Genomic DNA, 12254 nt, shown 5'->3' with positions numbered 1-12254 from the left:
GATGCGGTCGCCAACGCGCATCCTTGCCGCGAACGCCTCTCCGACCGTGCGAGGCCCCCGCTTGCGCGCAGCAACACATCGCTGCAATGCGATAACGCCCCGCCGCGATAGAATGCGCTGTGGCAAGAACCAGATCCACCATCGACGGTACCGCCGATCTGCTTAGCGTGGACGCCGACCATCTGCGCCCGCTCGCAGAGCGCATGCGTCCGCGGACGCTGGACGAAATGGTCGGCCAGAAGCGCCTGTTGACGCCCGACAGCGCGCTGCGTCGCGCGGTGGAATCCGGTCGTGTGCATTCGATGATCCTGTGGGGCCCACCGGGATGCGGCAAGACCACGCTCGCCTTGCTGCTGGCGCACTATGCGGATGCCGAATTCAAGGCGATTTCCGCAGTGTTGTCCGGGTTGCCCGATGTGCGCCAGGTGCTGGCCGAGGCCGCGCAGCGGTTCGCCAGCGGCCGTCGTACCGTGTTGTTCGTCGACGAGGTGCATCGCTTCAACAAGGCGCAGCAGGATGCGTTCTTGCCGCATATCGAACGCGGCACCATCCTGTTCGTCGGTGCGACCACGGAAAACCCGTCGTTCGAATTGAATTCGGCCTTGCTGTCGCGCTGCCGCGTGCACGTGCTGGAATCGGTGTCGCCGCAGGACATCGTCGAAGCGCTGCAGCGGGCCTTGCGCGACCCCGAGCGCGGGTTGGGGCAGGAGACGATCCGGGTCAGCGACGCGTCGTTGCTGGAAATCGCCAGTGCGGCCGACGGCGATGTGCGGCGTGCGTTGACCCTGCTGGAAATCGCCGCCGAACTGGCGGGCGGCGAGGGCGGGGAGATCACGCCACAGACGCTGCTGCAGGTGCTGGCCGACCGCACCCGACGTTTCGACAAGAACGGCGAGCAGTTCTACGACCAGATCTCGGCGCTGCATAAATCCGTGCGCAGCTCCAATCCGGATGCGGCGCTGTACTGGCTCACCCGCATGCTCGACGGCGGTTGCGACCCCGCGTATCTGGCGCGGCGTCTGACCCGCATGGCGATCGAGGATATCGGTCTGGCCGACCCGCGCGCGCAGAGCATGGCGCTGGAGGCCTGGGACATCTACGAGCGTCTCGGCAGCCCGGAAGGCGAGCTGGCCTTCGCACAATTGGTGCTGTACCTGGCCAGCACCGCAAAATCCAATGCCGGCTACGCAGCGTTCAATCAGGCCAAGGCCGAGGTGCGTGCGACCGGCACGCAAGAGGTGCCGCTGCATCTGCGCAATGCACCCACCAAGCTGATGAAGACGCTGGGTTACGGCCAGGACTATCAGTACGACCATGATGCCGAGGGCGGCATTGCGCTGGATCAGACCGGCTTTCCGGATGCGATGGGCGAGCGCGTGTACTACAACCCGGTGCCGCGCGGGATGGAGATCAAGCTGAAAGAAAAGCTGGATCGGCTGCGCGAGGCACGCGCGCAGGCGCGGGCTGACAAGGCCGGCAAACCCACGGCATAATCGCCCGCACAGGAGATGGCATTCCTCCTTGAACCGCACGCACTCTGCGCGCTGATGATGCCTGCCACCCCCGCCGGGGCGGCAGGTCTGTGCCCCGGCATCGCTGCTTGACTCAGGATGGATGACGCCGATGTCGCACGCTGTTTCTTCGAAGACTCTCCCCGATAGCGGGGTGCGCGCATGAATGCACCGGTGTGGTGGCAACAGCTGCTGCTGGCGATGACGGGCGGCGCGCTGGGTTCCGGTCTGCGTTTCGCGATTGGTGCATCGTTGGTCCAGCGCTTCGGTACCGGTTTTCCGTGGGGAACGCTGACGGTCAACCTGGTCGGTTCATTCGTCGCGGGTGTGTTGTTGGTCTGGCTGGATGCGCGCGGACCGTCGAGCTGGCCGCTGCGGGCCTTGTTGATCGTCGGCATGATCGGCGGGCTGACCACGTTCTCGTCGCTGATGATGGAATGCCTGGTGTTTGCGCGCACCGATCGGTCCACGATGATCGGCGTGTATCTGGCAGTGACGCTGGTGGCCGGGCTGGTGCTGGTGTTTGCGGGTGCGCGGACAGGCCAATGGCTGGTGGCGCGCTAGGCATTGGCCTGTGTTGAGGTACTGAAGGTTGCCGGCGAAGGCTTCCGGGCGGCGCATTGCGTGCGGCGGTTATCCCGGACTGTGCAACATTGCTGGCGCGGCAGTTGCCATGATGCAGCCGAGCGTTGCGGTCGCCAAAAAGGAGCGCGGTAAGGTCCAATCGGCGCACCCACTGGAGATGTCGGCTGGTGCAAGCGATTGCGCTCGCAGCGCACCTCCGGCCGACGACGGGTTGCAGTTGGGCATAAAGAAGGCGTGCTTGCGCACGCCTTCGGTCACTGCTGATCGCGTTTGCGAGATCGACACCCTGGCCGATCTCGTCAAACCCATGCTTACAGTGCTTCGATGATGCCCGCCGCGCCCATGCCGGTGCCGATGCACATGGTGACCATGCCGTACTTCTGCTGGCGGCGGCGTAGGCCGTGCACCAGCGTCGCGGCACGGATCGCGCCGGTCGCGCCCAGCGGATGGCCGAGGGCGATCGCGCCGCCCAGCGGATTGACCTTGGACGGGTCCAGTTCGCTGTCGCGGATGACCGCCAGGGCCTGCGCGGCGAAGGCTTCGTTGAGTTCGATCCAGTCGAGTTGGTCCTTGGTCAGGCCGGCCTGCTTGAGCGCTTTGGGAATGGCCGCGATCGGGCCGATGCCCATCACTTCCGGGCGCACGCCCGCGACCGAGAAGCTGACGAAACGGGCCAGCGGGGTCAGCCCGTAATCCTTGATCGCCTGCTCGGAGGCCAGCAGCACCGCACCGGCGCCGTCGCTCATCTGCGAGGAGTTACCGGCAGTGACGCTGCCGCCGAACTGGCCGTTACGGAACACCGGGCGCAGCTTGGCCAAGCCTTCGAGCGAGCTGTCCGGGCGCGGGCCTTCGTCGGTATCGACCAGCCGCTTGCGTAGCGCGATGACATTGCCTTGCAAGTCGGGCTGATGCGAAAGGATCTCGTACGGAGTGATCTCGTCGCGGAACTCGCCGGCAGCAATCGCAGCGATCGCCTTCTGATGCGAGGCCAGCGCGAAGGCATCCTGATCCTCGCGCGACACCTTCCACTCTTCTGCGACCTTCTCGGCGGTGATGCCCATGCCATAGGCGATGGCCACATGGTCGTCGGCGAACACGCTCGGCGACATGGCGACCTTATTGCCCATCATCGGCACCATCGACATCGACTCGGTACCGCCGGCCAGCATCAGGTCGGCATTGCCCAGACGGATCTGGTCGGCTGCCATCGCCACGGCCTGGATGCCGGACGAACAGAAGCGGTTGATGGTCTGGCCGGCGACGGTATTGGGCAGGCCCGCCAGCAGCACGCCGATGCGCGCCACGTTCATGCCTTGCTCGCCCTCGGGCATCGCGCAGCCGATGATGGCGTCGTCGATGCGCGACAGGTCGATGCCCGGCGCCTGCGCCACCACCGCGCGCAGTACGTGCGCCAGCATGTCGTCGGGACGGGTGTTGCGGAACACGCCCTTGGGCGCCTTGCCGACCGGCGTACGGGTGGCGGCGACGATATAGGCTTCTTGAATCTGCTTGCTCATGGCTATCTCCGATAGCCGGGATTGGGGAGTCAGGATTGGGGGTTCGCAACTGCGGATCCTGATTCCTGATGTTCCTGCCCGGCGGATGAATTTGGTGGAAGCGAGAATGTCGGAGGGCAGGGGAAGCCGCTGTTACGAATCCCCAATCCCAAATCCCAAATCTCAGTTCCTCAACGGCTTACCCGTCTTGAGCATGTGCCCAATCCGCGCCTGGGTCTTTTCCTGCTGGGCCAGTTCGACGAAGTGCTTGCGCTCCAGCTTGAGCAGCCATTCTTCGTCCACCAGCGCGCCGCGATCGACTTCGCCGCCGCAGACGACCGTGGCGATGCGGGTGGCGATTTCGTAGTCGTATTCGCTGATGAAGCGGCCTTCCAGCATGTTGACCAGCAGCATCTTGAAGGTGGCGATGCCGACGTCGCCGGCGACCTGGATGCGGCGTGCCGGCAGCGGGGCGCGGTAGCCACCCTCGGCCAGTGCGCGCGCTTCGGCCTTGGCGATGTGCAGCGCCTCGTAGCTGTTGAAGACGATCTTGTCGGTGGTGCGCAGCAGGCCCAGTTCCTGGGCGTTGACCGCCGAGTTGGAGACCTTGGCCATTGCGACGGTCTCGAAGGTCTTCTTCAGCTCGGCGAACACATCGCCGCCCGGACCTGCGGCGATCGATGCACGCACCGCGATTTCCTTCAACCCGCCGCCAGCCGGCAGCAGGCCGACGCCAGCTTCGACCAGGCCGATGTAGCTCTCCAGCGAGGCCACGGTCTTGGCGCTGTGCATCTGGAACTCGCAACCGCCGCCCAGCGCCAGCCCGCGCACGGCCGAAATCACCGGCACCTGCGCATATTTGATGCGCTGGCTGGTGGCCTGGAAGTTGGCGACCAGCGCTTCAAACGCGTCCACCTTGCCGGCCTGCAGCAGACCCAGTGCGCCGGCCAGATCGGCACCGGCGGAGAAGGGCTCCTTCTGCTGCCAGATCACCAGGCCGGCGAAGTCCTTCTCGGCGCGGCCGACGACTTCCTGCAGACCGTTGAGCACGTGGTCGGACACGGTGTTCATCTTGGTCTTGAAGCTGACCACGGCGATGTCATCGCCGTCGTGCCACATGCGCACGCCGTCGTTTTCGAACACCGTCTCGCCCGGCGAGAACGTCTCGCCCAGCAGCGGATCGGGGAAGCGCTGGCGCTTGTACACCGGCAGCGCCGAACGCGGCAGCTTGGCGTCGCGCGCCGGGCTGTAGGAGCCTTCGGCGCCATGCACGCCGTCGCGACCGTCGAACACCCAGTTCGGCAACGGGGCGCTGCTCATGCTCTTGCCGTTGGAGATGTCTTCGGCAATCCACTGCGCCACCTGCTTCCAGCCGGCGGCCTGCCAGGTCTCGAACGGGCCGAGCGACCAGCCGTAGCCCCAGCGGATCGCCAGATCCACATCGCGCGCGGTCTCGGCGATGTCGGCCAGGTGATAGGCGCTGTAGTGGAACAGGTCGCGGAACGTGGCCCACAGGAATTGCGCCTGCGGGTGCTGGCTTTCGCGTAGCTTGGCGAACTTTTCGGCCGGGTTCTTGATCTTGAGGATCTCCACCACCTCGGGGGCGGCAATGCGATCGGCGGCGCGGTAATCCTGCTTTTCCAGGTCCAGCACCACGATGTCCTTGCCCACCTTGCGGAAGATGCCGGCGCCGACCTTCTGGCCCAGCGCACCCTTGGCGATCAGCGCATCCAGCCACTTGGGCGACTTGAAATACTGGTGCCACGGGTCGTCGGGCAGGGTGTCGCCCATGGTCTTGATCACGTGCGCCATGGTGTCCAGGCCCACCACGTCGGAGGTGCGGTAGGTCGCCGACTTCGGGCGCCCGACCAGTGGGCCGGTCAGGCCGTCCACTTCATCGAAACCCAGGCCGAATTCCTGGGTGTGATGGATGGTGGACAGGATCGAGAACACGCCGATGCGGTTGCCGATGAAGTTGGGGGTGTCCTTGGCGTACACCACGCCCTTGCCGAGCGTGGTCACCAGGAAGGCTTCCAGGCCTTCGAGCACGGCCTTGTCGGTGCCCTTGGCCGGAATCAGCTCGGCCAGGTGCATGTAGCGCGGCGGGTTGAAGAAATGCACGCCGCAGAAGCGATGGCGCAATTGCTCCGGCAGTACGTCGGAGAGCTTGTTGATGCCAAGGCCGGACGTGTTGGACGCCAGCACCGCATGCTCGGACACGAACGGGGCGATCTTCTTGTACAGGTCCTGCTTCCAGTCCATCCGCTCGGCGATCGCCTCGATGATCAGGTCGCAGTCGCGCAGCTGTTCCAGGCCGCTCTCGTAGTTGGCCGGTGTGATCGCCTCGGCCAGCGCCTTGCTGGCGAGCGGGGCGGGGCTGAGCTTGCCGAGATTGGCGATGGCCTTGAGCACGACGCCGTCGGCGGGACCTTCCTTGGCAGGCAGGTCGAACAGCACGGTGTCGACGCCGGCATTGGTGAGGTGCGCGGCGATCTGCGCGCCCATGACGCCGGCACCGAGCACGGCGGCGCGACGAACTAGCAACGGATTGGACATAGCAATTAGCCTCTTGGTGGAACGTTTACGGTGTGGAATGAGCGCGGAAACCGGGTTCCGCGAAACGAATGAGTTCGCGCGCGGCCCGCGCACGGTGGTCGGCCTCGCTGACTCCTGCCGGGCGCTTGATCAGCCCGAAATCGGCCATCGCGTAGGTGAGCGCGCCGGCCAGAAAGTCCAGCCGCCAGTACAGCTCTTCCTTGCTCAGGCCCGGCACGCAACCGGCAATGGCCTTGCCGAATTCGCGCAGCACATGGCCGTAATGGTCGGACAGGAACTTGCGCAGGTTGTCGTTCTTTTCCGCATAGGCGCGGGCGATCACCCGCACGAAGGCGCCGCCGTTCTGGCGGTCCTGCGCCATCGCCAGGGCCGGCTCGACGAATGCGGCCAGCACCGCGGTGAGCTCGCCAGGCTGGGATTTCCTTGCCGCTTCCAGCTGTTGCAGTCGCGCAGCGGTCATTTCGTCCATGCGACGGCGGAACACCTCGTTGACCAGGTTTTCCTTGGAGCCGAAGTGGTAGTTGACCGCGGCGATGTTGACGTCGGCCTGGGTGGTCAGCTGCCGCAGCGAGGTGCCGGCAAACCCATGCTGGGCGAACAGCTCCTCGGCGGCACCGAGAATGCGGTCCTTGGTGGAGAAGTGGGCGGGCTTGGGCATGCGCTGGGGTCTGACTCAATCAAACGATTGTTTGAGTCTACGGGCTTGGTTGCAGGCAGGTCATGCGGCAATGCAGCACGATTCAGGGGGCGGTGTGCAAACACGCTGGCGACGAGATAGAATTGACCATCGCAAAGAAGCCTAAGCCCGCGTTTTGACGCGGGTTTTTTTCATGATAACCTCGGGCCTTCAGTGGCCCGCCCAACGGAGAATTCCCAATGGCGCTGGAGCGCACCCTGTCCATCATCAAGCCCGACGCCGTCGCCAAGAACGTCATCGGCGAAATCTACAGCCGCTTCGAGAAGGCTGGCCTGAAAGTCGTGGCCGCCAAGTACAAGCAGCTGTCGCGCCGTGAAGCCGAAGGCTTCTATGCCGTACACCGCGAGCGTCCGTTCTTCAACGCGCTGGTCGAGTTCATGATCTCCGGCCCGGTGATGATCCAGGCGCTGGAAGGCGAGAACGCCGTTGCCGCGCATCGCGACCTGCTGGGCGCGACCAATCCCAAGGACGCTGCGCCGGGTACCATCCGCGCCGACTTCGCCGATTCGATCGATGCCAATGCCGCCCACGGCTCGGACTCGGTCGAGAACGCTGCCAACGAAGTCGCTTATTTCTTCGCCGCAACAGAAGTGGTCTCGCGCTGAGGCCGAGAGAGTCGAATCGTGAATGAGGTCGTGATCCCCTCCGTGTTGCAGGACGTTCCTGTCCGTACCCCGGAACTGCGGAAGCAGAACCTGCTCGACCTCGATCGCGAGGGTCTGGAGCGCTTCTTCGCCGATACGCTCGGCGAGGCGCGCTACCGTGCCCATCAGGTGATGAAGTGGATTCACCACCGCTACGTCACCGATTTCGACCAGATGACCGACCTCGGCAAGGCATTGCGTGCGAAGCTGCACCAGCATGCCGAGGTGCTGGTTCCCAATGTCGTGTTCGACAAGCCGTCCACCGACGGAACCCACAAATGGCTGCTGGCCATGGGAACCGACGGCAAGAACGCCATCGAAACGGTCTACATCCCCGACAAGGGCCGCGGCACGCTGTGCGTGTCGTCCCAGGTCGGCTGCGGGTTGAACTGCACGTTCTGTTCGACCGCCACCCAGGGCTTCAATCGCAACCTCACTACCGCCGAAATCATCGGGCAGGTCTGGGTCGCTGCGCGCCATCTGGGTAACGTGCCGCACCAGCAGCGCCGCCTCACCAATGTGGTGATGATGGGCATGGGCGAGCCGCTGATGAATTTCGACAACGTCGTGCGCGCGATGAGCGTGATGCGTGACGACCTGGGCTACGGCCTGGCCAGCAAGCGGGTGACGCTGTCGACCTCGGGCCTGGTGCCGATGATCGACCGGCTCTCGACCGAAAGCGATGTCTCGCTGGCGGTCTCGCTGCACGCGGCCAACGACACGCTGCGCGAAAGCCTGGTGCCGTTGAACAAGAAATACCCCATCGCCGAGCTGATGGAATCCTGTGCGCGCTATCTGCGCGGCAACAAGAAGCGCGATTCGGTCACCTTCGAATACACCTTGATGAAGGGCATCAACGACCAGCCGGAGCACGCACGCCAGCTGGCCAGGTTGATGCGTCAGTTCGACAATGCGGTGCAGTCCAAGGACGCCGGCAAGGTCAACCTGATCCCGTTCAATCCGTTCCCGGGCACGCGCTACGAGCGTTCCGGAGAGACGGAGATCCGCGCATTCCAGAAGATCCTGCTCGACGCGCAGGTGCTGACGATGGTCCGCCGTACCCGTGGCGACGACATCGATGCGGCATGCGGGCAGCTCAAGGGGCAGGTCATGGACCGCACCCGTCGCCAGGCGGAATTCCGCCGCACATTGGAAGGGCAGGCCGATCGAGATGCGGCAGCGTGAACTCGCAGTAATGGCTGCCGTGGCGATCGCGCTGTGCGCGGTCGGTTGCGGTGGTCGCAATGCCAAGGCCGGGTCGGCCAAGCGCGTGGAAGAAGTCGCGCCGGTCTATTCGTTCCGCGACAACAAGGCCACCAAGGATCGTCTGGCGGTGCGGGAAAAGCTTGGCCTGGCCAGCAACCGGATGCAGACAGGCGACTATGCCGGCGCCGAAGAGCAGATCCGCGCCGCGTTGAAGAAAGATCCGCAGTCGGTGGATGCCATCGGCATGTTGGCCCTGATCCAGGGTGGTCGCGGCGATGTCGCCGGCTCCGGCGCATCCTATCGCCGTGCCGCCGAACTGGCGCCGCAACGCGGCGATGTGTTGAACAATTATGGTGCGTGGGTCTGCGCCAATGGGTCGCCTGCCGAGTCGCTGGTCTGGTTTGATCGCGCACTGGCCGACCGAACCTACGCATCGCCCGCGTCCGCACTCGGCAATGCAGGTGGTTGCGCACTCAAGGCGGGGCAGCCCGAGCGAGCGGCAAGCGATTTGCGCAAGGCGCTCGATATGGATCCGAGCAATCCTTATGCGTTGGAGTCGATGGCGCGGCTGGAGGCCGGGCGTCGCAATTATTTCGAAGCACGTGCCTTTATCGAACGCCGGCTTGCGGCTGCATCGGTAACGGCTTCCGTGTTACAACTCGCCATTCAGATTGAGCAAGGGCTAGGCGACAAGGTAGCTGCCAGCCGTTACCAACAGCGGTTGGTCAAGGAATTTCCTGACGCAGCGACCGCTAACCCCGGGGCCAATGCATTGTGATCAGTGATTCCAATCCGAACCCTTTCGAGCAGGAAAAGGGCTGCGGGCCGCAGTTGCGCGAGGCGCGCGAAGCAGCGGGTCTGAGTGTGGACGATGTCGCTGGCAAGCTACGCATGCCGGCGCACGTGGTGCGATCGCTCGAGCAGGAGGACTGGCAGCGCCTGGGCGCGCCGGTGTTCGTTCGCGGTCAGTTACGCAGTTATGCGCGGCTGTTGCAGGTGGATCTGGAGCCGTCGCTGCAACAGGCCAGCATCGCGCCGATCGAACCGGTGAAGCTGGTCAGCCATACCCATACCCCGCGTGCGCGCCGCATCCTCGAAAGCACCGCACGCAAGGCGATGTATGTCGTCATCACCGGCGTGTTCGCTGTGCCGGTCTGGTATGCGACACGCTCGCATCTGGATGGCAAGGGGCCGAATACGGTGTCGCTGGACAGCATGCCGGTCGCCGCGAAGACCGGTGCTCCCACCAACCCTGCAGCGCCGGCGGCCACGCCGCGCGAGCAGCCGGCACCGTACATCGCATCGATGACGCCGGTGCCGCGTGCAACGCCTGAGGCCGAGACAGCACCGGCAGTGGCGGACGCCGGCAAGAGTCTGTCGCTGAGTTTCAGTGGCGACAGCTGGGTGCAGATCCTGGCACCGGATGGCAGTGCAGTGGAAAAAGCACTGATCCGTGCCGGCGAGCGTCGCAGCTATTCGCCGGGGCAGGTGGGTCGCATCGTCCTGGGCAATGCGTCGGCGGTAGAGGTTCAGCAAGGCGGCAGTATCGTCGATGTGAAACCGTTCCAGCGCGCTAACGTGGCTCGTTTTGCGGTATCCTCCGACGGCTCCGTGGTACCTGCTTCCGAGTGAAGCGGACTGCGGTTTTTCATTTTTCCCTTTTGATGTTCCGCGCCTCCGGGATGACGGAGCGAGAGTACGCATGGCGATCGACGATCTGCTGGACGAACACGAACAAGGCGAACGCGTTCGTTCCTGGTTGAGAAAGAATGGCGCGGGACTGGTGGGCGGCGTCCTGCTCGGACTGGCCCTGATCCTGGGCTGGCAGTGGTGGCAGAAGCGCACCACGACCGAATTGGTCGAAGCCAACGCGCGGTACGAGGCGGTGGTGAAGTCGATCCAGGGCAAGGACCTGGACAAGGCGGCCAAGGACATCGTGGCGCTCGACGACGGCAAAGGCGGCATCTATGCCGAGCTGGCTGCGTTACGCCTCGCCAAGGCACAGGTCGATGCCGGCAAGAACGCCGAAGCGATCAAGACGCTGCGCGACGTACCTGCAGAAGGCGAGCTCAAGCACATCGTGCAACAGCGTCTGGCGCGCGTGCTGACCGAGAGCGGCAAGCCGGACGAGGCGATCAAGCTGCTGGCCGATGCGCAGGATCACGCCAGCCTGGAGATCCGTGCCGATGCACTGGTCGTCCAGGGCAAGACCGATGAAGCGCGTGCGTTGTACGCCAAGGCGTTGACCACGGTCGATGTGGCCTCGCCGCAGCGCCGGTTGCTGGAAACCAAGCTGATGGATGTGGGCGGCAAGGTGCCCGATCCGGCGGAGCAGATTTGATGAAGCAGGACACCATGTACAAGCGCATTGCGTTGATCGCCCTGATGGGCATGTCGTTGGCCGGTTGCAGCACGGTCAAGGGCTGGTTTGCCGGTAAGGATGCTGCCGCCAAGAAGGCGCAGGAACCTGCCGAGCTGGTCAAGTTCGAGCCGTCGGTCAAGGTCGACAAGATCTGGTCCACCGGCATCGGCAAGGGCGAAGGACACATCGGCGTGCGTCAGCGTCCGGCCGTTGCCGATGGCAAGGTCTATGCTGCAGCGATCACCGGCGGCGTGCAGGCGCTGGACCTGCAAACCGGCAAGCGCGTGTGGGAATACAAGCCCAAGAAAGAAGAGCGTAACGATCGCAAGTTCAAGCAGCGCCTGTCCGGTGGCCCCGGCGTCGGCGAAGGCCTGGTGGTGATCGGGACGCTGTCCGGCGACGTGATTGCGTTGAACCAGGCCGACGGCACCGAAAAGTGGCGTGCCAAGGTGCCCAACGAAGTGATCGCCGCGCCCGCCATTGCACAGAGCCTGGTGCTGGTGCGTAGCAACGACGGCCGCGTCAGCGCCTTCGATGCGGCGACTGGCGAGCGTCGCTGGTTCCATGCCGAAGAAGGCCCGACCCTGTCGGTGCGCGGCAATGCGCCGATCGTGACCGGCCCGGGCGTGGTGTTTGTGGGCAACGACAGCGGCACCTTGAGTGCGCTGGCGCTGCAGGATGGCCGCCCGTTGTGGGAACAGGCCATCGGCGTGCCGGAAGGTCGCACCGAGCTGGAGCGCATGTCCGACGTGGACGGCGCGCCGGTGCTGGATGGCACCACCCTGTACGCCACCAGCTTCAAGAACGAAACCCTTGCGCTGGAAGGCCCGAGCGGACGTCCATTATGGACGCGAGACCACGGTGGCGCTGGCGGCGTTGGTGTGTCGTCGGCCGTGGTGGTGGTGTCTGACAACGCCGGTTCGGTGTGGGGGCTGGACAAGAGCAGCGGCGCGGCGATGTGGTCGCAGGCTGCCTTGGCGCGTCGCTCGCTGACCGGTGTGGCCATCCAGGGCGACTATGCCGTGGTTGGCGATTACAAAGGATACCTGCACTGGCTGAAACTCAGCGACGGTGCACTGGCCGCGCGCGCTCGCGCTGGACGCGACACGCTGCTGGCGCAGCCGGTGGTCGTCGATGGCATTCTGCTGGTACAAAACACCGACGGCGATCTCACCGCCTTCCGGTTGGCACAATAAG

The 12254-nt window shown here is 64.7% G+C and carries 11 protein-coding genes and 1 riboswitch; of the genes, 8 read left to right on the top strand and 3 right to left on the bottom strand.

What is annotated here, in order from left to right; translation table 11 throughout:
- Positions 1 to 203 precede the first annotated feature (203 nt).
- Positions 204 to 1493: a replication-associated recombination protein A gene (locus tag Y887_RS09180; RefSeq protein WP_181113329.1), complete on the top strand. Its 1290-nt coding sequence runs from the start codon at positions 204 to 206 to the stop codon at positions 1491 to 1493.
- A gap of 2 nt (positions 1494 to 1495) precedes the next feature.
- Positions 1496 to 1564: riboswitch (Fluoride riboswitch) on the top strand.
- Between the two features lie 109 nt (positions 1565 to 1673).
- Positions 1674 to 2075 (top strand): fluoride efflux transporter CrcB, encoded by a 402-nt coding sequence (gene crcB, locus Y887_RS09175; RefSeq protein ID WP_046964038.1) that lies wholly within the window; start codon positions 1674 to 1676, stop codon positions 2073 to 2075.
- A 332-nt stretch (positions 2076 to 2407) separates the two neighbouring features.
- On the opposite strand, the gene Y887_RS09170 is transcribed toward crcB, so the two are convergent.
- The 3 genes from Y887_RS09170 to Y887_RS09160 all read right to left on the bottom strand — a co-directional run bounded on the left by Y887_RS09170 (position 2408) and on the right by Y887_RS09160 (position 6806).
- Entirely contained in the window at positions 2408 to 3613 is a 1206-nt protein-coding gene (locus Y887_RS09170) for an acetyl-CoA C-acyltransferase (RefSeq protein WP_046964037.1), read from the bottom strand.
- A gap of 162 nt (positions 3614 to 3775) precedes the next feature.
- Positions 3776 to 6148 carry a 3-hydroxyacyl-CoA dehydrogenase/enoyl-CoA hydratase family protein gene (locus Y887_RS09165; protein WP_046964036.1) on the bottom strand — a complete coding sequence of 791 codons (2373 nt, stop codon included), beginning with the start codon at positions 6146 to 6148 and terminating at the stop codon, positions 3776 to 3778.
- Between the two features lie 25 nt (positions 6149 to 6173).
- On the bottom strand, positions 6174 to 6806 hold the full coding sequence (locus tag Y887_RS09160) for a TetR/AcrR family transcriptional regulator (RefSeq protein ID WP_046964035.1): 633 nt from the start codon (positions 6804 to 6806) through the stop codon (positions 6174 to 6176).
- A gap of 218 nt (positions 6807 to 7024) precedes the next feature.
- On the opposite strand from Y887_RS09160, the gene ndk reads away from it, so the two are divergent.
- From ndk to bamB, 6 genes are all read left to right on the top strand, one after another.
- Positions 7025 to 7450, top strand: a complete 426-nt coding sequence (ndk, locus tag Y887_RS09155; RefSeq protein WP_002812972.1) for a nucleoside-diphosphate kinase — start codon at positions 7025 to 7027, stop codon at positions 7448 to 7450.
- Positions 7451 to 7468: 18 nt separating this feature from the next.
- Entirely contained in the window at positions 7469 to 8674 is a 1206-nt protein-coding gene (gene rlmN / locus Y887_RS09150; protein ID WP_046964034.1) for a dual-specificity RNA methyltransferase RlmN, read from the top strand.
- A gap of 10 nt (positions 8675 to 8684) precedes the next feature.
- On the top strand, positions 8685 to 9473 hold the full coding sequence (gene pilW, locus Y887_RS09145; protein WP_046964033.1) for a type IV pilus biogenesis/stability protein PilW: 789 nt from the start codon (positions 8685 to 8687) through the stop codon (positions 9471 to 9473).
- On the top strand, positions 9470 to 10327 hold the full coding sequence (locus Y887_RS09140) for a RodZ domain-containing protein (RefSeq protein ID WP_046964032.1): 858 nt from the start codon (positions 9470 to 9472) through the stop codon (positions 10325 to 10327). The genes pilW and Y887_RS09140 overlap by 4 nt, the downstream gene beginning before the upstream one ends.
- A gap of 70 nt (positions 10328 to 10397) precedes the next feature.
- Positions 10398 to 11036: a YfgM family protein gene (locus Y887_RS09135; RefSeq protein WP_046964031.1), complete on the top strand. Its 639-nt coding sequence runs from the start codon at positions 10398 to 10400 to the stop codon at positions 11034 to 11036.
- Positions 11036 to 12253, top strand: a complete 1218-nt coding sequence (gene bamB, locus Y887_RS09130) for an outer membrane protein assembly factor BamB (RefSeq protein WP_046964030.1) — start codon at positions 11036 to 11038, stop codon at positions 12251 to 12253. Before Y887_RS09135 ends, bamB begins: the two co-directional genes overlap by 1 nt.
- Position 12254: the final 1 nt, after the last annotated feature.

This window comes from Xanthomonas pisi DSM 18956 (assembly GCF_001010415.1).
Taxonomy (GTDB): Bacteria; Pseudomonadota; Gammaproteobacteria; order Xanthomonadales; family Xanthomonadaceae; genus Xanthomonas; species Xanthomonas pisi.
Note: the sequence above shows the minus strand (reverse complement) of the source record. Positions and strands in the feature narration are given on the sequence as shown.

Excerpts from the sequence above, each read along its gene's own strand:
- pilW (WP_046964033.1), top strand. The coding sequence starts at position 8,685 with ATGGCTGCCGTGGCGATCGCGCTGTGCGCGGTCGGTTGCGGTGGTCGC.
- Y887_RS09165 (WP_046964036.1), bottom strand. The coding sequence starts at position 6,148 with ATGTCCAATCCGTTGCTAGTTCGTCGCGCCGCCGTGCTCGGTGCCGGC.
- ndk (WP_002812972.1), top strand. The coding sequence starts at position 7,025 with ATGGCGCTGGAGCGCACCCTGTCCATCATCAAGCCCGACGCCGTCGCC.
- bamB (WP_046964030.1), top strand. The coding sequence starts at position 11,036 with ATGAAGCAGGACACCATGTACAAGCGCATTGCGTTGATCGCCCTGATG.
- Y887_RS09135 (WP_046964031.1), top strand. The coding sequence starts at position 10,398 with ATGGCGATCGACGATCTGCTGGACGAACACGAACAAGGCGAACGCGTT.
- Y887_RS09170 (WP_046964037.1), bottom strand. The coding sequence starts at position 3,613 with ATGAGCAAGCAGATTCAAGAAGCCTATATCGTCGCCGCCACCCGTACG.
- Y887_RS09180 (WP_181113329.1), top strand. The coding sequence starts at position 204 with ATGCGTCCGCGGACGCTGGACGAAATGGTCGGCCAGAAGCGCCTGTTG.
- Y887_RS09160 (WP_046964035.1), bottom strand. The coding sequence starts at position 6,806 with ATGCCCAAGCCCGCCCACTTCTCCACCAAGGACCGCATTCTCGGTGCC.
- crcB (WP_046964038.1), top strand. The coding sequence starts at position 1,674 with ATGAATGCACCGGTGTGGTGGCAACAGCTGCTGCTGGCGATGACGGGC.